The following is an 18,082-nucleotide window of genomic DNA, read 5'->3' as shown; positions in this document are numbered from 1 at the left end:
CGATGTCGTCGGTGGCGGAGAGGGTGGTGGCGGTGGCCTTGGGCCAGCCGATGTCGCCGTTTGCCGAGACGACGGTGGCCTTGGGCCAGCCGATGTCGTCGGTGGCGGAGAGGGTGGTGGCGGTGGCCTTGGGCCAGCCGATGTCGCCGTTTGCCGAGACGACGGTGGCCTTGGGCCAGCCGATGTTGCCCTGCGCGGAGGCGGCGGTCGTGGTGCTCGCCGCCTTGGGCCAGCCGATGCCGTCCGCGGCGGTGCTGATGCCGCCGGCGGTGAGTACGGCGGAGGCGACGGCGGCGGTGGCGGCGGTGACGGCGAGGCGGGCGACGAGGTTCTTCATGACAGCTCCTCCGTGGCAATGAAGCGAATCTGCGTTGGTAACTTCTTGCCAAGAAGCTTGGCAACGCCTCCTCGGGATCTGCTCGGTATTCGCTGGAGATGGGCTGGAGGCCGGCGAGAGACGCCGTACCGCCTGCACAGATGCCTGGCAAAGTTTGTCAAACACCCCGCTCCGTGGATCGTGCGGAGCCGGACCCGAGGGGGTTGAACAGCACTTTCGCGGCCCCTCCGCTAGAGCGCCGCCGGAGCCCCCGTTGCCATCACGACCTCACGGTAGGCAATCTATTGCCAAGCAAGTTGGCAATATTTGGCGACAGCGGGGGGAGGCCCCGGAAATGAACGCGACGCCGTCATCCACGGACCACAGGGACCACACGTACGGCACGGACCACGCGTACGGCACGTACGGCACGGACCGCACGGACCGCACGGAGCCCGCGGACCAGGAGGGCCGGACGGTCCACCTGGACACGGCGGGCTGGGGCGCCATGCCCGCCGCCGTCCGCGCACTCGTCGCCGACTGCGCGAGCCGCGAGGACCGCTACGGCCCGCACGAGCTCGAGGAGGACCTCGAGGACGTCCTGCGCACCGAGGTCCACGAGCGTCTCGGCACGCTGCTCGGCGTCCCGGCCGCCGACACCGCCGTTGTCACGGACGCCGCCGGCGCCTTCGACGCACTGGTCTCCCGACTCGCCCCCGGCCGCGGCGAGCGCGTCTGGACGACCCCCTACGAGAGCGCCGCCCGCCTGACCGCCCTCTACGCCCTGCGCGACCGCACCCGCTGCACGGTGGAGGTCGTCCCGCTGCGCGAGGACGGGGACCTGGACCTGGAGTGGATGGCCCGGCACATCGACGACGACGTCGCGCTCGTCTCGGTCGTCCACGTCCCCTCCGGCTGCGGAATCGTCAACCCGGTCGAGGAGATCGGGCAGATCCTCGCCCCGTACCGGTGCGTGTACGCCGTCGACGCCTCCTACTCTGTCGGCCAGCTCCCCGTGGATGCCGGCCGCATCGGCTGCCAGCTGCTCACGGGGGACGGCTGGCGGTTCCTGCGCGGCCCGTACGCCGTCGGGTTCGCCTTCCTGGCGCCCCGGCTGCGTGCCGCGTTCGAGGACGCCGCCGCCCACCGCCCCCTGCCGCCGAACGCGGCCGTCGCGGGCCTGAACGCCGCCCTGGCCCACCACACCGCCACGGCCACCCCCGACGGGCCCGACGGCCTGGCCGGGCAGGGGCTCCTGCCCGCCCTGCGCGCCGCCGTCGAGGAGTGCCCCGGCACCGAACTGATCACCCCCGGCCGGGTCCAGTCCGCCATCCTCGCCTTCCGCCACCGCGACCTGCCCGCCGCGCTCGTCCGCCGCCGGCTGGCGGCCCGCGGCGTCGTCCTGTGGAAGACGGTCGCGCAGGAAACCCCGCTCCACCTGCCCCGCTCCGGCGCCACCACCGCCCTGCGCGCCTCCCTCGGCCCCGACACCACCCCCCAGGACATCGCCCGCTTCGGCCGCGCCCTGCGGGAAGTCGTCCGCGAGGAGACCGCCGGTGCGCAACGCCCCCGCCCCGCCCGCACCCTCCCTCCCGCCGCCACTCCTGCCCTCGCCTCCGCCCCGGCCCCGGTCCCGCCCGCGGGGCCCCGGCCCCGGCCGTCCGCCCGCCGCCACCTGACCCTGTGCCCCACGCCCTGACCCCGGCCTGACCCCGAATCCGAACCCGAAGGATGCGTCCGGGACGCCCGTCTGCGGACCGGCCGTGATCAAGCGCTTGGAGAAAGCGCTGGATAGAATTCGGGCATGGGTGAGCGGCCCGTCCACACGGCTGCGCCGGGACCTGCTCCGGGAGTCGGTTCCGGTGGCGCGGGGGGTTGTCCCGGGGCGCTCGCACGGTGGGCCGGCGGTGGTGTGTGATGGGTGCGGCGTCGGGGGGCATGGAGCTGTACTCCGGCCGGGCCTCGGGCCTGATCGGGGCGCAGATCGCGGGCTACCGGGTGGAGCGCGAGATCGGCCGCGGGGGCATGGCCGTCGTGTACTGCGCCAAGGACCTGCGTCTGGACCGTACGGTCGCGCTGAAACTGCTCGCCCCGGAACTGGCCCGCAACGACACCTTCCGGCGCCGCTTCACGCACGAGTCGCTGGTGGCCGCCGCCATCGACCATCCGCACATCGTGCCGGTCTTCGAGGCCGGTGAGACGGACGGTGTCCTGTACATCGCCATGCGGTACGTCTCGGGGCTGGATCTGCGGGCCCTGCTCGACCGGGACGGCCCGCTGCCGGTGACGACCGCGCTGCGGATCGCCGGGCAGGTGGCGTCGGCGCTGGACGCGGCCCATGAACACGACCTGGTGCACCGGGACGTCAAGCCCGGCAACATCCTGGTGGCCCGGGGTACGGACAGTGATCATCCCGAGTACGTCTACCTCACGGATTTCGGGCTGACGAAGAAGTCGCTGTCGCTGACCGGGTTCACGACCGTCGGCGAGTTCGTCGGCACGCTCGACTACGTGGCCCCGGAGCAGATCTCGGGCCGCCCGGTGGACGGCCGGTGCGACCTGTACGGCTTCGCCTGCGTCGTCTACGAAACCCTCGCGGGCGGCCCGCCCTTCCAGCGGGACGACGACATGGCACTGCTGTGGGCGCACCAGTACGACCAGCCGCCGCCCCTGAGCGGGCAACGGCCGGGCATCCCGCCGGCGCTGGACGGCGTGCTGGCCAAGGCCCTGGCGAAGGTCCCCGAGGACCGTTACGACTCCTGCCTGGAGTTCGTGGCGGCACTGCGGGCCGCCGCGAGCGGCGCGGACGCCGCTGCCGCTGCCGCTGTCGGCAAGGACGTGCACACGCCGACCCAGGTGGTCCCCGCGGTCGCCGAACCCGCGCGGGCACCCGATCCGGAGCCGGTGCCCGATCCGGAGCCGGTGCCCGAACCGGTGCCGGATCCGCCGCGGTGGGCCCGGCCGGTCTTCGGCCGTACGCCCGGATAGCCGCACGCCGTACACCCGGTCGGGGCACGCCGTACGCCCCGGTCCGGCCCTGCCCGCTCCTGCCGGGGTGCGGGGCCGTCGGCTTGCGAGGTGTGCGGGACGGCCGCACACAATGGTGTGAAGAGGAACCGACGGCCGGAGGGTGAGGGGGCGGGCGCGGGGCCGACGGCAGGAGGTTGTGTTGCGGGTTTCCTGAGGCTGTGCCGCTGGCCTGTGTGCCGCAGGCCCCGATGCCGGGAGTGGAGCTCGTGAGCATCGAACCGTCGTCGTCCCAACCGTCGTCCGACCGTCCCAAAGGCCCTCCGTCGGGGCCGCTGGCGGGGCCTTCCCAGCCGGACCGGCCCCTACCCCCGGAAGCCGAGACCCGCCCCGGCGGCGGGCGGTCGGGTCCGCCGGCCGGACCGCCCGGCGGACCCGGCGGCGGGGGCCGGGGCGGCGACGAGGGCCCGCACCACCCGTGGTGGAAGTCCGCTCCCCGGGTGGCCGTGGTCGCCACCGCGATCGTGGCCGCGGTGGCCCTGATCCTCGTGTTCACCCGCTCCGACGACACCTCGAACCAGCAGCGGGGAGAGGTCTTCCTGCAGTCCGCCGGGAGCACGGGCGCGGACCCGTTCACGGAGTCGACCGCGAAGGAGAGCACCGCGCCGACGGCGACACCCTCGCTGCCCTCCACGGCCACGGCCACGGGCACGGGCACCGCGGTACGGAGCGTGAGCGGTGACGCCCCCGGCCTCTACGGCGGGACACGCAACGTCGCCAGCTGCGACGTGGAGAAGCAGATCACCGCTCTCAAGGCGCACCCGTCGAAGAACGCGGCCTTCGCCTCGGTGCTGGGCATCCAGCCCTCCGCCGTCCCCGGCTATCTGCGCACCCTCACCCCCGTACGGCTACGGGCGGACACCCGGGTCACCAACCACGGCTACCGCAACGGTTCTGCCACCAGCTATCAGGCCGTGCTGCAGGCGGGGACCGCCGTCCTGGTCGACGACCGCGGGGTACCGCGGGTGCGCTGCGCCTGCGGGAATCCGCTGACACCGCCGGCCGCGCAGCAGAGTGCCGCCCCCAGGCCGGTGGGCCAGTCGTGGTCCGGCTACCGGTCCTCGCACGTGGTCGTCGTCGCACCGGCGCCCCGCCCGGTGAAGAAGTTCGTCGTGGCGGACCAGAAGAAGGGCGAATGGTTCACCCGGAAGCAGGGCGACCACCGCGGCGAGCACGACAAGAAGACGACACCGCCCCCGCCGCCGCCCCCGCCGTCACCGAAGCCGTCCACGCCGGGCAGGGAACAGACACCCTCGAACGGCAACACCTCGCAGGGACCGGGCAACCCGTCCAAGCCGTCGGAGTCGGGCAAGCCGTCGGAGTCGGGCAAGTCTTCGGAGTCGGGTAAGCCGTCGAAGTCCTCCGAGTCGGGTAAGCCGTCCGAGTCGGGCAAGTCGTCGAAGTCCTCCGAGTCGGGTAAGCCGTCGAAGCCGTCGGAGTCGGGTAAGCCGTCGAAGCCGTCGGAGTCGGGCAAGTCTTCGGAGTCGGGCAAGCCCTCCAAGCCCTCCGAGTCGTCGAAGTCCGGCAAGGAGTCGTCACCGTCGAAGGACAAGTCCTCGTCGGAGTCGGGTAAGCCGTCGAAGTCCTCGGAGTCGGGTAAGCCGTCCAAGTCGGGCAAGTCCTCCAAGCCGTCCGAGTCGGGTAAGTCGTCGAAGCCGTCGGAGTCGGGCAAGTCTTCGGAGTCGGGCAAGCCCTCCAAGCCCTCCAAGCCCTCCAAGCCCTCCAAGCCCTCCGAGTCGTTGAAGTCCGGCAAGGAGTCGTCACCGTCGAAGGACAAGTCCTCGTCGGAGTCGGGCAAGTCGTCGAAGCCCTCCGAGTCGGGTAAGCCGTCCAAGTCGGGCAAGTCCTCCAAGCCGTCCGAGTCAGGCAAGTCCTCCAAGCCGTCGGAGTCGGGTAAGCCGTCGAAGTCCTCGGAGTCGGGTAAGCCGTCCAAGTCGGGCAAGTCCTCCAAGCCGTCGGAGTCGGGTAAGCCGTCGAAGCCGTCGGAGTCGGGCAAGCCCTCCAAGCCCTCCGAGTCGTCGAAGTCCGGCAAGGAGTCGTCACCGTCGAAGGACAAGTCCTCGTCGGAGTCGGGCAAGCCGTCCTCTCCGTCGTCACCAGGCTCCTCCCGGCCGTCGTCATCGCCGTCCAAGGAGTCCTCGAAGCCGCAGGCCCCGTCCTCCGAGCCGCCCTCCTCGCAGCCCGAGCCAAAGACATCCGCGCCCCAGAATTCCGGACCCCCGCCCGCCGACACAGGACAGCAGCAACAGCAGCAACCGCCCGGCCCCGAGGGGTCCTAGCAGCGCTGGCGCACATACGCCGCACGGTGTCCCAGGACCACCGTGCGGCTTGTTTTTGCGTGCTTTACCCGACTCGTCCCGCTGGGTCAAGTCACGACTCCTCGGAACGTGACCGTGCGGTGCCCGTGGGGCCTACTTGAAGTGCGGGCCTCACCGGAGAGGAAATCCGGAAAACAAATGAGGCAGGACGGTAGGACGGAAATCTTCGGCAGAGGGTTTTCTCTTTCACCGAAACCGCGAATTATCCCGGTGTGGCGGTCCCGGTAAAACGGTCCGCCGGCTGTCGTCCCGAATTTCCGGGGCGGGCAGAAGAGTCCCCTTAATCGGTAGGAGAAAACCCATGACCCGTATTTTTCACACCCACAGCGATGCCCGTTCCAAGCGCCGGGGCTTCCGCCTCGCGACACTCGCCGCCTCGGCCGCGGTGATCACCGGGGGCATCGTCCTTCCGGCGTCCGCCGCGATGGCCGCCCCGATGCCTGCCGCGCATGTCGTGAGCTTCGTCCACGGCGGTGGCGCAGGCGGTGACGGCGGTGCCGGAGGCGGCGGCTTCATCGGCGGCGGCGGAGGCTCCGGCGGCTCCGGCGGCGGCAGCGTCCTGGGCGTCGGCGGCGACGGAGGCAAGGGCGGCAACGGAGGCGACGGCATCCTGTCCGGCGGCGGTGGCGGCGGCGGTGGTGGCGGCGGCGACGGTGTCATCGGCGGCAACGGAGGCAAGGGCGGCGACGGTGGCACCGGTCTGTTCGGCGGCAGCGCCGGCTCCGGCGGCTCCGGCGGCGACGGCATCCTCAAGGGCGGCAACGGAGGCAAGGGCGGCAACGGCGGCTTCGGTGTCTTCCAGGGCGGCAGCGGCGGCAAGGGCGGCGCGGGCGGCCTGGGCGTCCTCTTCGGCGGCCTGGGCGGCGGCGGTGGCGCCGGCGGCGGCAGCATCTTCTGACCGTTTCGCCCCGCGCGGGGCGGAGGCCCGCACAGCCTCCGCCCCACCTGGACCCCTCACCCCCCGCACCCCCTCACCCCCCGCACCCCCATTGACCAGGACGCGGAGCCGGACGGCCGGCGCTGCGCCCGCAGAACCACAACTTTGCTCAAGGAAAACGGAGAACCCCCATGTCCAGAACTCGCTGGCAGCGTCCGCTCGTCCTGGCGGTGGCCTCGGTGGCCCTCGCCACCGGCACCGCGTGCGCAGCCCAGGCGGCGCCGGGTGCGACCACAGGCACCAGCCAGATGGCCCCGGCCGACCCGTCCCACTGCGGCCATGGCGGGAAGGGAGGGGAAGGCGGAAAGGGAGGGGAAGGCGGCAAGGGCGGTGAGCCCGGTCAGCCGGGGGAGCCCGGCAAGCCCGGCCAGTTCGGCTGCTTCAAGTTCGACGACCTGCCCGACAAGCCCAAGTCGGAGCTCACGGGCGTGGACAAGATACGGATCGTGCTGACCGTGGAGTCCGGGCAGGCGAAGAAGGCCGACGTCGCCAAGAAGTACAAGATCTCCGAGAAGGAGTTCGACACCTGGGACAAGCAGTTCCGCGACGGGGACTGGGCCGCGCTGATGGGTTTGAATTCCCTCTTCGGCTCCTGAGGAACTTTCTCCGACGCCCCGGCCCGGTGCGGGCCGGGGCGTTCCTGTCAAGCCCCGAATTCCCGGGCCGTGACGACGAGGCCCTTGATCGGGTTTATTCGATACAGCGGAAACCGCGGTACGGAAAATAATTCTTTGGGAAGAGGAATGTCATGCGTATGCGTTCTTGGAAGGTCCGTCTCGGTCTCACGGTCTCGACCGCCCTGACCGCCGGTGTGGCGGCCGGCGCGCTGGCGCCGGCCGCGATGGCCGCGCCGGTGCCGCAGAGCCATACGGCGGTGGCCGCCGCCCGGCAGCTCCCCGCCGACGGCGCCCGGCCGGGCGGCGGCCAGTTCACCAGCGGCCAGTTCGGCAGTGGTCAGTTCGGCACCATCAAGGTGGGCGACGACAACGTGCGGATCGGCGACCAGGTGTGTGCGGGCAACTGCAACGGGACCGTCAACGGGAGCAACGGCGGCGAGGGCGGGATCTGCGCCGGGCTGTGCAACGGCAGCGCCAACGGCGGCACCGGCACGACCGGCGCGCCGGGCCGCGAGGGCGGTATCGGCGGCAAGGGCGGGATCTGCGCCGGGATCTGCGGCGGCAGCGCCAACGGCGGCACCGGCGGCACGGGCGGCGCCGCGGTGGGCACCGGCGACGGCGGCCGCGGCGGCAAGGGCGGCACCGGCGGGATCTGCCTCGGGCTCGGCTGTGAGAGCGGCGGCACGGGCGGCCGCGGCGGCACCGGCGGCGCCGGCTGACGTCCGCCCGCCCCCAGAGGGGGCCGGCCCGCGGCGCGGTGGGAGCTGGTTGCGCCCGCGGGGTCAGGGTGCGGACAGGCTGAGCAGGTTCGCCGCGTTGGTGTCGAGGATCATCGTGGCTTCCTCCGGGGTGAGCCCCGAGCCGGCGATGTGGTCCACAGCCCGCAGGAAGACCTCTCCGTCCTCGTGGGGGAAGTCCGTGCCCAGGACGAGGCGGTCCGCCCCGAAGGACGCCGCCGCGGCGGCCAGTGCCGGCGGATGCACATGGCTGACCGTGTCGTACCAGAGGCGGCGGGCGGCGATCGAGGTTCGCTCGGGCGTTCGGGGGGACTCGAAGGCCAGGTGGTCGTCGAGCCTGGCGCGGCAGCAGCGGCAGTGCCCCTCCCAGGGGTGAGGCCAGGACACGCATCCGCGGAGCGGGCGGGGATCCCGGCGAGGATCAGATGCATGACCGCCACCGTGTCCTCGACCGGCGCCCCGACCATCCAGGTCACGGCGTGCACGTCGATACGTAGGCGTGCACGTCGATACGTAAAGGAGCGACCCTCCGATGGAACGCCCGCCCAGCGGCGCGGTCCAGCCGGCGGCGGATCCGGGCCGGGAGTTCCCGCAGCGCGGACGGCCCCGTGTCGTGGTCGAGTGGATTCATGGGCGGGGGTGAGGACCGTGTGACGTCGGGGGTGGTAGGGAGCGCGCGTGGTGAGGGAGCGGATCGACTACCGGGCGCTGTTCGCCGCCACCCCCAGCCCGTACCTGGTGCTGGGCCCCGACCTGGTGATCGTGGATGTCAACCGGGCCTACCTCCTGGCGACCGGCCGCCCCAGGACGGAACTGGTCGGGCGGTACCTCTTCGACGCCTTCCCCGACAATCCCGCGGACCCGGGCGCCGACGGGGTGCGGAATCTGAGCGCCTCCCTGCACCGGGTGCTGCGCTCGAAGGAACCGGACACCATGGCGGTGCAGAAGTACGACATCCCCGTCACCGGCCGTCCGGGCGAGTTCGAGGAGCGCTGGTGGTCGCCGATCAACACCCCGGTGCTCGGGCCGGACGGACAGGTGGAGTGGATCATCCACCGGGTGGAGGACGTGACCGAGTTCGTCCTGTCCCGTCCCCTGCGCGCGCAGCGAATCAGCGTGCTGGGCGAGCGGCAGGCGATGGAGGCCGAGCTGTATGCGCGGGCGCGCGCACTGCAGCAGCTGAACGAGGAACTGCGCAAGGCGCACGCCCGGGAACGCCAGGTCGCCGTCACCCTGCAGGAGGCCATGCTGCACTCGCCCGACTTGGCGGGCCACCAGGACATCGCGGTGCGCTACCTGCCCGCCGCCGGGTCCCTGAACGTGTGCGGCGACTGGTACGACGTGGTCGATCTGCCCGGCGGGTTCGCCGTGGCCGTCGGTGACGTCGTCGGGCACGGCCTGGAGGCCGCCGCGACGATGGGCATGCTCCGCAGCGCCCTGTCCGCGGCGGTCCGCGCCCTGCACGAGCCGGCCAGAGCGCTGGAGGTGCTGGGCCTGTACGCCCGCTCGGTGGAAGGGGCGCTGGCCACCACCGTGGCCGAGGCCGTCATCGACAACCGGGTTCACCGCGTCCGCTACAGCAGCGCCGGTCATCTCCCGCCCGTCCTGGTGCATCCCGACAGCTCCTTCGGCCTGCTCGACCAGGCCACCGACCCCCCGCTGGGCGCCCGCCCCCGCCATGTGTCCCGCCCCCAGGCCGAGCTGCCCTACACCCCGGGAGACACCCTCGTGCTCTACACCGACGGGCTGGTCGAACGCCGGGGGGAGGACATCGACGCCGGCCTGCGCCGGCTCACCGACACGCTCACCCGCCACACCCGTCTTGCTCCCGAACGCCTGGCCGACACGCTGCTCGCCCGCCTCGGTGTCAGCAGCGGCGGACGCGACGACGTCGCCCTGGTCGTCGTGCGCCTATAGGGCCTGTCCGGCGGATCATGCCGTCCCGGCCCCCGCCTCCGGGCAACCGGCAGAAATGCCGTGCCCCGCTGAACCGCGGCTTCTGGCGGTGGGGGATCCCGCGTCGAGGCGTGGTGATTCCCGGTCAGAACGAGGTCTGGACCGCTGTGCGGGCATGTGGGGGCGGCAGGCGGAACAGGCCCCTCAGCCGGCGCAGAGCCTCCCCGTCGCCGGATACCGACGCGGCACCGTTCTCGATCGCCTCGGCGAGCGTCAGGCTCTGGCCGGTCAGGCGGAGGAATGCCTCCTGGCTGATCGTGATGGTCGCGTCCGGGTGCTGGGCCGGTCCGTGCAGCGCCTCGATCGCCCCGTCATCGATCCGGGCGTGGAACAGCTCGTCGTCGCTGCGGAACTCATACACCGCGTGGAGGCATCCCGCTGTGACATCGGCCCGCTCCTCTCGGCACGGGGGGCGGGCATCATCACCGCCGGGCCGGCAGCCGGCCGGCGCCGCAGCACGAGCGCCCCGTTTCCGGGGCCGCGGGCGGTCAGCCGGGGGAGAGGGACTGCTCGGCCCAGACGGTCTTGCCGGTGAGAGCGTGCCGGGTGCCCCAGCGCCGGGCGAGCTGGCCGACCAGCAGCAGGCCCCGCCCGCCCTCGTCGAAGGTCCGGGCGCGCCGCATGTGCGGGGCGGTGCTGCTGGAGTCGAAGACCTCGCAGGTCAGCGTGGATTCCTCGTGGATCAGCCGCAGCTGGATGGGCGGCCGGCCGTAGCGGATGGCGTTGGTGACCAGTTCACTGACCGTCAGTTCGGTGATGAAGGCGGCGTCGTCCAGCCCCCAGGCGGTCAGCTGCTCGGTGGCGTGCTTGCGGGCCCGGGCGACGACGGCCGGGTCGGAGGCCAGGTCCCAGGCGGCGACCCGGTCGGCGTGCAGGGCCCGGGTGCGGGCGACGAGCAGGGCGATGTCGTCGTCGGGACGGTGGGTCAGCATGGCGGTGAGGACTCTGTCGCAGACCGTGTCGAGGGTCTTCGCGGGGCGGGCGAGGGCGGCGAACATCTTGTCCAGCGCCTCGTCGATGTCGTGGTCGCGGGCGGCGAGCAGCCCGTCGGTGTAGAGGGCCAGGAGGCTGCCCTCGGGCAGTTCGGTCTCGAAGGTCTCGAACGGCAGGCCGCCCAGGCCCAGCGGCGGGCCGGCCGGGACGTCGAGGAAGCGCACGGCGCCGTCCGGGGTGACCGCGGCGGGCGGCGGGTGGCCGGCCCGGGCGAGGGCGCAGCGGCGCGAGACCGGGTCGTAGACCGCGTACAGACAGGTGGTGCCGATGCCCCCGGCACTCTCGGCGGCGCCGTCCGCGTGGCCCTCGTCGGCGGACAGGTGCAGGACGAGGTCGTCCAGGTGGGTGAGCAGTTCGTCGGGCGGCAGGTCGACGTCGGCCAGGGTGCGCACCGCGGTCCGCAGCCGGCCCATGGTGGCGGAGGCGCGGATGCCGTGGCCGACCACGTCGCCCACGACCAGGGCCACCCGCGCACCGGACAGCGGGATGACGTCGAACCAGTCGCCGCCCACGCCGGCCCGGGTGCCGGCGGGCAGATAGCGGGTGGCGATGTCCAGGGCCCCCTGGTCGGGCAGCGTCTGCGGGAGCAGGCTGCGCTGCAGGGTCATGGTGCTGGTGTGCTCCCGGCTGTCGCGGCGGGTGGTGTGGATGCTGACGGCCGCCTTGGCGGTGAGTTCCTCCGCCAGCCACAGGTCGTCCGCCTCGAAGGGCTCCGCGCGCCGGTGCCGGCCGAAGAGGGCCACGCCGAGCGTGGCGCCGTGGGCCCGCATCGGCACCACCATCACCGAGTGCGTTCCGCCGCCCAGGAGCCGGGCGGCCCCCGGGTCCTGCCGCGTCCACCGCAGGAGGTCGGGGTCGGCCGCGTCGTACAGGGCGCCGTGGCCCTGGGTCAGGCACCGGGCTACCGGTGACAGGGCCGGGTAGAGGGTCTTCGTGCCCGCCGCGGAGGCGGTGGGGCCGTCGTCGAGGACCGAGCGCACCGCGGTACGGGTCGCGGCGAGGGGCATGGCCGGGGCGGCGGGGGAGGGCTCGCCGCCGTGCCGGGGGGCGTCCAGCAGATCGACGGCGGCGAAGTCCGCGAGCCGGGGGACGGCGATGTCGGCCAGTTCCTGCGTGGTGCGCCCGCTGTCCGCGGTGGTGCCGATGCGGGCCGAGGCCTCGCTCAGCAGGAGCATCCGCTGCCGGGCGAGATGCTCCTGGAGCCGCTGGTGCGCCGCCAGGCACACCGCGCGCACGCGCCCGGCGGGGTCCTTCAGCGGGACGAGGGAGGTCGACCAGCCGTCGTCCGCCCCGGTGCCCGCGGGGCCTGCGCCCGCCCGCAGATGCTGCGGGCCGCCGCCCTCCAGTACCCGGCGCATCTTCGCCTCGGTCTCGTCGCTCACCGGATGCGGCACGATCTCCGGCAGACGCAGCCCCCGCATCTGCTCCTCGGTGAGGGACAGCACCTGCTCCATACCGGCGTTGGCACGCACCAGCCGCAGGTCCGCGTCGAAGACGGCCAGGACACAGGGTGCCTGGCGAAATGCCCATTCCCCCAGCCGGCCACTCCCCGCCGCCCCGCTCCCGGCCGCCCCGCTTCCGGCCGCCGCACTTCCGGCCGCCCCGCTTCCGGCCGTCTCGTTCCCGGGTGTACCGCCCCCGGCTGTCTCTCCTTCGGGTGTGCCGGCGGGCGTTTGTCCCTCGGGTGTGCCGGTCACGGCGGACACCACGAGCCACTCGGTGCCGGGGCCGTCCGCCGTACGGCGGTGCGCCAGCAGTTCCCGCCGCAGCCGGCGGCCGTCGCGGTGCCGCAGTGCCACGGTCCCGCTCCACCGCTCCCGTCCGGCCGCCTCCCGCAGCACCGCCGCACCGGCCGTGCCGGCGTCGTCGGCGAGCAGACGGGCGGCGGGCTGGCCCACGACCTCCGAGGGCGGGTAGCCGAGCAACTGCCGGGCGCCTTCGCTCCACTCCGTCACGATGCCCCGCGCGTCGACGGCGGCGGTGGCCGTGGGAGGGGGAGTGGGAGGGGCCGTGCGGGCCGGACCGGGGGAGGTGTCCGACTCGTGTGGCCGCTCACCAGGATGGGTGGGAAGTCGCTCCATCGCCGCTCATCTCGCCCTTCGGGAACCTGCACGGCCGGGGGCTCTCCTGACAAGCATGATCCCGGGGGGCACGGAGCACCAACCCGGCGACGTCACCGGGGGCCGCGGCCCGCCGCCCCGTCCGTGGCCGCGCCGCGGCAAACCCGCGGGGGATCGCCTGTGACAGGCCTGTGACAGTCGGCGGACACCGTCATGAAGTCCCCCGGCCACTCTTTATGTAAAGCGGACAAAAAGCCTTATTCGGTCATATGTCCCCTGCTTTCAAGGGTGTGAGCAGCGACGACCGAGCCGACACGTCGGAGGAAATCCCATGAGTCTCACACTCGCCACGTCGCACGCCGAAACCCCCGTCCCCGCGCTGGCCCCCCGCGAGCAGGAGACGCTGCGACATATCGCCGCAGGGCGCACCTACCTGCAGACGGCCCGCCACATGGGGCTCTCCAAGCACACCGTCGACGCCTACCTCCGCCGTATCCGGGCCAAGCTCAACATCAACAGCACCGCCGAACTCACCCGGCTGGCCATCTCCCTGGGCCTTTGACGCCTCCCCCGGCTAGAGCGGGGGGATTCCTAGCTCACGTCGCCTGCCCCCCCCGGCGGGGGTGCAGGTCTTGCACGATCAGCACTAGCCGGGTTGAGACCAGCCCGGACCAGCATCACGCGGGCGGAGTTCTTGTCCCGAGGGCTCACGACTCCGCACGCGGTGCAGGTATACGTCCTTTCGGAAAGAGGCAGTGCGTGCTTGGTTCTCGCTCCGCACTGCGCACAGTCCATCGTGGTGTGCGCGGGGTGTACCAGATGCACGGTCCGGCCGTGCTTGCGGGCCATCTCGACCAACGCGGCCTTCGTCGCTGCGATCGCGGCGTCAGCGGCCTTGCGGGCCATGGTGGACTTCGCGAGGAACTTGGGGCGGAAGTCCTCGACCGCCACAGCGTCATGGTCGCGGACGACCTTCTTGGCCCACTTGCGGGCGGTGTCCTGACGCTGCCGTGCCACCTTCTTGTGCAGCTTCGCGGCCTGGGCCTGCGCGGTGCGGTAGCCCTTCGAGGCAGCCCTGCCCTTCGGGGGACGACGGCGGGACATCATCCGCTGGTAGTGGGCGAGGCGCTGGGCGGCGTTCTTCCCATGCTGGGGGTGGGGAAGGTCGTGCTCGTCGCTGGTGGTGGTCGCGGTCTCCTTGACGCCCCAGTCGATACCGATCACCGCGCCGGTCTCCGGCAGGGACCCGGTCACGGCCGGGACGACAAAGGACGCGTACCACGCTCCGGTGCTGTCGCGGTACACGCGGACGCTGGACGGAGGTCTGGGCAAATCCCGCGACCACACCACCGTCACCGCGATGCCCCGGCCAGGTGCAGACGACCGTTTTTGAGGCGGAAGCCGCGCCGGGTGTAGTTCAGGCTGGGGGCGTCCTGGTGCTTCTTCTTGTACCGGGGCATACCGGCCCGCTGCCGCATCGGCAACCGGGCCTTGATGTCCTTGAGCGCTTTGGCCCGGGACTTCGCGAAATCGCGTATCAATTGCTGCTGAGGAACCGAGGAGCCTTCACGCAGCCACACCATTGCGGTGCGGGCCTCCGTCAGCATCCTGTCCAGCCGTGCCGGACCGCACTTCTCCCCGTCCCGGTGGGCTTTCTTCGACCGGGCGCAGCATTCGTTCCACAACCACCTGCAGCGCGACCACTCCGCCTCAAGAGCCGTGCGGGCGCCAGAGGAGACACGCAGGCGATAGGGGTAGCGGGCGTGCCCGTCACCTTCCGATTCCTGCGTGATCGCCGTCATGACATCAACCTATCCGGGACAACTGACAGTTGAGACCTCCCGACCGGTGCGGACTGCCTCACCGCCGTAGCGGATGGACGCCGAATCGCCCTGCCGGCGATTCGGCCACCTCTGCCCTGCCCCGCAGGAGTCCGATTCCTCCCCGGCCTGAAGGCCGGGGCGTCCTCGGAGGGATCCGGTGAAGGCCAGCCCGTACGCCACGGCACCCGCGTATCCGAGCACCGCCACACCCGCGCCGATGACGGCCCAGCGGACCTGCCGGGACGGACGACGCAGGGCCGCCCACAGCAGGTACGCAACCGATCCGGCCGCGCACAGGAAGAGGCTGACCAGCGGCACGGCGTAGAACACCAGCATGCTCACGGCCTCCGCGCGCGCTCGTCCACGGACCGTGCGGATGCGGACCGGGCGGATACGGCCAGGGCCACTGCGCTGACCGTGAGGCCGGCCAGCGCCGGGTTCACATATCCGGGGACCTCCCGGTCGTAGGTGGTCCCGTCGCTTCGATGGCACACGAACCGGACCGGTACCCACCAGACGTGGTAGTCGTCGATCCGGTAGTCGCGTTCCTGCACGCCCGTGCGGCACGGCCGGATGGGCGACGAGTCCGCCCCGCCGTCCTCCGCGTCCAGCGCCGCGCCCGCGACGTACAGCATTCCCCAGGCGTACGTCACGGCCGCGCCCGCCGCGACGACGTACGCGAGACCGCGCAGCGAGCGCGCGAGCCCGCCTCTCCAGACACAGGCCAGTCCCCGGCCCAGGAACACCACGCCGGAGACGACCGCGGCCAGGACGGCCAGCAGACACAGCAGGACGCTCACGTCATCTCCCCCCGGCCCTCGTCCTCAGGACGTATGTGATCCCGCACCACATGATCCCCTCCCGTCACGGTTCCCCGGGGGCGGGGACGATCAAGTGAGGGCGGGCGGTTGCACGGGCCCGGCCCGGCCCGGCGGCCGGCACGGCGGCACCGGGCCGCCCGGCGCGAGGGACCGCGGTCCCGTCCCGCCCTGCCCGTTTCTCGGCCGCCGCCGGGCCCGCGGCCCGCCACGGCTGGCGGCCGTCATGGCTGACGGCCCGTCACAAAGCCGTGCCCGCAGGCCGGTTGCCCGCCCAGCCTGTCCGCCCGGGCCACGCCGTCCGGACCACGCCGTCCGCCCGGACCGCACCGGCCGGCCGGTGCCGTACGGTCCTCACCGCGCCGTCCGGGACCCCTCGCGCCCGACGGGCGGGGGCAAGGCCGCGCTCCTATGCTGGTGGGGCAGGAGCTTGAGGGTGGTGTCCACGGCACGGCGGTGCCCCGCGGTTCGTCGCGCAGCTGTCCGGCGCTCTCGTCCACCACGCTCGCGGGCTTCGTCCTCGGCTGCTGGGAGTGGGCCCATGACGCACGCGTGCAGACGGCTGCGCAGGGGAGCCGTAACCGCCACGGCGGTGGGGATGTTGACGGTGGCGGTCGCGGGCCCGGCCGCGTTCGCGGCGCCGGTGTCCGTGCGCACCGCGGCCACCGCCCCGCAGCCGCCTTCGCCCTCCGCCTCGCCGACGGGCGAGGTCCGCACCCTCACCCCCGCCGTGACCGGGCAGCTCGACCGGACCGTGCAGCAGGTCATGCGCGAGGCGAACGTGCCCGGCGTGACCGTGGGCCTGTGGACACCCCACCAGGGCATCTACATAAGGTCGTTCGGGGCCGCCGACAAGAGCAGCGGCCGGCCGATGTCGCCGGATCTGTACACGCGGATCGGCAGCGAGACCAAAACGTTCACCGTGACGGCCCTGCTGAAACTCGTCGACGAGGGCAAGGCGGGCCTGGACGACCCGATCGGCAGGTACGTCGCCGGAGTGCCGAACGGGGACAGGATCACCCTGCGCGAGCTCGCCGGGATGCGCAGCGGCCTGTTCAACTACACCGAGGACCCGGGCTTCTTCAAGGCCTTCACCTCCGATCCGCAGCGGCCCTTCACCCCCCGGCAGCTGCTCGCCTACGCCTTCACGCACCCCGTGCTGTTCCCGCCGGGCCAGAAGTTCTCCTACTGCAACACCAACCTCATCCTGCTCGGCCTGGCCGTCGAGAAGGCCGGTGGAAAGCCGGTCCAGGACTACATCCAGGACAACGTCCTCACCCCGGCGGGCCTGCGCCACACCCTCTTCCCGACCAACGCCGCCTTCCCGAGCCCGCACGCCCAGGGCTACACCGACCAGACCGCGACCGGGAAGGTCGAGGACACGGCCGGCTGGAACCCGTCCTGGGCCTGGGCGGCCGGCGCGATGATCTCCAGCCTGAACGACCTGCGCGGGTGGGCGGGCACGGTGGCCACCGGCGTCCTGCCCGACGGCACCACCCTGATCAGCCCGGCCACGCAGAAGCAGCGGCTGGCCACGCTTCCCACCACGATCCCGGGCGCCGGGTACGGCCTGGGCATCTTCGACGTCCAGGGCTGGATCGGGCACAACGGCTCCCTGCCCGGCTATGAATCCCTGACGGTCTATCTCCCCGCGGCGCAGGCGACCCTCGTCGTCCTGCTGAACACCGACATCGACCACAACGGCGCGGAGCCCAGCACCCTCTTCGGCGAGGCGATCACGAAGATCGTCTCCCCGGGCCACGTCTTCAACCTCCCCGCCCAGCCCGCGGCCCGCTGACCGCCCCGCGCGAGGCGGAGCCTGCGTGCTGGGGTCATGAACGGAGTCGACCTGTTCCTCCTCGGCCGCACCCTGATGAAGATCGGCGAAACCGCGATGCCGGAACCCGAAGGAGGCGCCGCCCGCTACGGCGGCAGCACCCGGTCCGTCCTCATCGTCGCCAGCGACCTCGCCACCCACCCCGACAGCGCCGTCGGCGAGATCGCCGCCCGCACCGGCCTGCCCCAGAGCCAGGTCTCCACCGCCGTCGCCCGCCTCAAGGAAGCGGGCGCCGTCGTCACCGCCCCCGACCCCGCCGACCGCCGCCGCCTCCTCGTCCGCCAGGCCCCCCAGCTCTCCGGCCGCGTCGCCGAGGTCCGGGCCACCACCATCGACGACGCTCTCGCCGCCGCCCTCGGTGACAGCACCCCCGAGCGGCTCGAAGAAGTCACCGACGCCCTCGACGTACTCGCTCGCCACCTCTCCCCGCGCACCCCCGCCCGCCCCCGCCCCTGACCCCCGGGCGCCGCGCCGCCGCAGCCCCCGCTCCGCAGGCCCACAGGTGCGACAACTCGCTAGGGCCTGTCCGGCGGATCATGCCGCGGACGCGGGGTCTGGCACGCCCTCCCCCAAGCTCTTCGAGCAGGGGGTGCCCCCAGCGGCGTTGTCGTCGGTCGCCATGGCTGCGCCATGACTCCCTCCT

General features: G+C 72.6%; 15 protein-coding genes and 2 pseudogenes. 10 read left to right on the top strand and 7 right to left on the bottom strand.

Features of this window, described 5'->3' with window-relative positions; genetic code table 11:
- On the bottom strand, positions 1–337 hold a 337-nt coding region (locus ACIRA5_RS51385), incomplete at its 3' end, for a hypothetical protein (protein ID WP_403704985.1).
- A 334-nt stretch (positions 338–671) separates the two neighbouring features.
- On the opposite strand from ACIRA5_RS51385, the gene ACIRA5_RS51380 reads away from it, so the two are divergent.
- The 6 genes and pseudogenes from ACIRA5_RS51380 to ACIRA5_RS51355 all read left to right on the top strand — a co-directional run bounded on the left by ACIRA5_RS51380 (position 672) and on the right by ACIRA5_RS51355 (position 7,934).
- Positions 672–2,015, top strand: coding sequence for an aminotransferase class V-fold PLP-dependent enzyme (locus ACIRA5_RS51380; protein WP_403704982.1), 1,344 nt, complete (start codon positions 672–674; stop codon positions 2,013–2,015).
- A gap of 218 nt (positions 2,016–2,233) precedes the next feature.
- Entirely contained in the window at positions 2,234–3,304 is a 1,071-nt protein-coding gene (locus tag ACIRA5_RS51375; protein ID WP_403704979.1) for a serine/threonine-protein kinase, read from the top strand.
- 248 nt (positions 3,305–3,552) lie between these two features.
- Positions 3,553–4,839, top strand: a pseudogene (locus ACIRA5_RS51370) (DUF6777 domain-containing protein); the annotation flags it as partial.
- A 1,123-nt stretch (positions 4,840–5,962) separates the two neighbouring features.
- Positions 5,963–6,559, top strand: coding sequence for a hypothetical protein (locus ACIRA5_RS51365; RefSeq protein WP_403704976.1), 597 nt, complete (start codon positions 5,963–5,965; stop codon positions 6,557–6,559).
- Between the two features lie 170 nt (positions 6,560–6,729).
- Positions 6,730–7,194: a DUF1153 domain-containing protein gene (locus ACIRA5_RS51360; protein ID WP_403704972.1), complete on the top strand. Its 465-nt coding sequence runs from the start codon at positions 6,730–6,732 to the stop codon at positions 7,192–7,194.
- A gap of 158 nt (positions 7,195–7,352) precedes the next feature.
- Positions 7,353–7,934 (top strand): hypothetical protein, encoded by a 582-nt coding sequence (locus tag ACIRA5_RS51355; RefSeq protein ID WP_403704970.1) that lies wholly within the window; start codon positions 7,353–7,355, stop codon positions 7,932–7,934.
- A gap of 63 nt (positions 7,935–7,997) precedes the next feature.
- Here ACIRA5_RS51355 and ACIRA5_RS51350 read toward each other — a convergent pair whose 3' ends face one another.
- Positions 7,998–8,339 carry an amidohydrolase family protein gene (locus tag ACIRA5_RS51350; protein WP_403704967.1) on the bottom strand — a complete coding sequence of 114 codons (342 nt, stop codon included), beginning with the start codon at positions 8,337–8,339 and terminating at the stop codon, positions 7,998–8,000.
- Between the two features lie 294 nt (positions 8,340–8,633).
- Here ACIRA5_RS51350 and ACIRA5_RS51345 point away from each other — a divergent pair, with 294 nt between their 5' ends.
- Positions 8,634–9,869, top strand: coding sequence for a PP2C family protein-serine/threonine phosphatase (locus ACIRA5_RS51345; RefSeq protein ID WP_403704964.1), 1,236 nt, complete (start codon positions 8,634–8,636; stop codon positions 9,867–9,869).
- Positions 9,870–9,993: 124 nt separating this feature from the next.
- On the opposite strand, the gene ACIRA5_RS51340 is transcribed toward ACIRA5_RS51345, so the two are convergent.
- Positions 9,994–10,269, bottom strand: a complete 276-nt coding sequence (locus ACIRA5_RS51340; protein WP_403704961.1) for an alkyl sulfatase C-terminal domain-containing protein — start codon at positions 10,267–10,269, stop codon at positions 9,994–9,996.
- A 127-nt stretch (positions 10,270–10,396) separates the two neighbouring features.
- Positions 10,397–12,982 (bottom strand): SpoIIE family protein phosphatase, encoded by a 2,586-nt coding sequence (locus tag ACIRA5_RS51335; protein WP_403704958.1) that lies wholly within the window; start codon positions 12,980–12,982, stop codon positions 10,397–10,399.
- Between the two features lie 310 nt (positions 12,983–13,292).
- Here ACIRA5_RS51335 and ACIRA5_RS51330 point away from each other — a divergent pair, with 310 nt between their 5' ends.
- Positions 13,293–13,523, top strand: a complete 231-nt coding sequence (locus ACIRA5_RS51330; RefSeq protein ID WP_403704955.1) for a response regulator transcription factor — start codon at positions 13,293–13,295, stop codon at positions 13,521–13,523.
- A gap of 29 nt (positions 13,524–13,552) precedes the next feature.
- Here ACIRA5_RS51330 and ACIRA5_RS51325 read toward each other — a convergent pair.
- The 3 genes and pseudogenes from ACIRA5_RS51325 to ACIRA5_RS51315 all read right to left on the bottom strand — a co-directional run bounded on the left by ACIRA5_RS51325 (position 13,553) and on the right by ACIRA5_RS51315 (position 15,584).
- A pseudogene (locus ACIRA5_RS51325) lies at positions 13,553–14,763 on the bottom strand (RNA-guided endonuclease InsQ/TnpB family protein).
- 9 nt (positions 14,764–14,772) lie between these two features.
- Positions 14,773–15,126, bottom strand: a complete 354-nt coding sequence (locus tag ACIRA5_RS51320) for a hypothetical protein (protein ID WP_403704953.1) — start codon at positions 15,124–15,126, stop codon at positions 14,773–14,775.
- Positions 15,123–15,584 carry a hypothetical protein gene (locus ACIRA5_RS51315; RefSeq protein ID WP_403704950.1) on the bottom strand — a complete coding sequence of 154 codons (462 nt, stop codon included), beginning with the start codon at positions 15,582–15,584 and terminating at the stop codon, positions 15,123–15,125. Before ACIRA5_RS51315 ends, ACIRA5_RS51320 begins: the two co-directional genes overlap by 4 nt.
- A 559-nt stretch (positions 15,585–16,143) precedes the next feature.
- On the opposite strand from ACIRA5_RS51315, the gene ACIRA5_RS51310 reads away from it, so the two are divergent.
- Positions 16,144–17,400 carry a serine hydrolase domain-containing protein gene (locus ACIRA5_RS51310; protein WP_403704947.1) on the top strand — a complete coding sequence of 419 codons (1,257 nt, stop codon included), beginning with the start codon at positions 16,144–16,146 and terminating at the stop codon, positions 17,398–17,400.
- A 36-nt stretch (positions 17,401–17,436) separates the two neighbouring features.
- Positions 17,437–17,895: a MarR family winged helix-turn-helix transcriptional regulator gene (locus tag ACIRA5_RS51305; protein ID WP_403704945.1), complete on the top strand. Its 459-nt coding sequence runs from the start codon at positions 17,437–17,439 to the stop codon at positions 17,893–17,895.
- The last annotated feature ends 187 nt before the right edge of the window (positions 17,896–18,082 follow it).

Source organism: Streptomyces sp. NPDC096311 (assembly GCF_044763085.1).
Taxonomy (GTDB): domain Bacteria; phylum Actinomycetota; class Actinomycetes; order Streptomycetales; family Streptomycetaceae; genus Streptomyces.
Note: the sequence above shows the minus strand (reverse complement) of the source record. Positions and strands in the feature narration are given on the sequence as shown.

Excerpts from the sequence above, each read along its gene's own strand:
- ACIRA5_RS51380 (WP_403704982.1), top strand. The coding sequence starts at position 672 with ATGAACGCGACGCCGTCATCCACGGACCACAGGGACCACACGTACGGC.
- ACIRA5_RS51375 (WP_403704979.1), top strand. The coding sequence starts at position 2,234 with ATGGGTGCGGCGTCGGGGGGCATGGAGCTGTACTCCGGCCGGGCCTCG.
- ACIRA5_RS51365 (WP_403704976.1), top strand. The coding sequence starts at position 5,963 with ATGACCCGTATTTTTCACACCCACAGCGATGCCCGTTCCAAGCGCCGG.
- ACIRA5_RS51360 (WP_403704972.1), top strand. The coding sequence starts at position 6,730 with ATGTCCAGAACTCGCTGGCAGCGTCCGCTCGTCCTGGCGGTGGCCTCG.
- ACIRA5_RS51355 (WP_403704970.1), top strand. The coding sequence starts at position 7,353 with ATGCGTTCTTGGAAGGTCCGTCTCGGTCTCACGGTCTCGACCGCCCTG.
- ACIRA5_RS51335 (WP_403704958.1), bottom strand. The coding sequence starts at position 12,982 with ATGGAGCGACTTCCCACCCATCCTGGTGAGCGGCCACACGAGTCGGAC.
- ACIRA5_RS51330 (WP_403704955.1), top strand. The coding sequence starts at position 13,293 with ATGAGTCTCACACTCGCCACGTCGCACGCCGAAACCCCCGTCCCCGCG.
- ACIRA5_RS51310 (WP_403704947.1), top strand. The coding sequence starts at position 16,144 with ATGACGCACGCGTGCAGACGGCTGCGCAGGGGAGCCGTAACCGCCACG.
- ACIRA5_RS51305 (WP_403704945.1), top strand. The coding sequence starts at position 17,437 with ATGAACGGAGTCGACCTGTTCCTCCTCGGCCGCACCCTGATGAAGATC.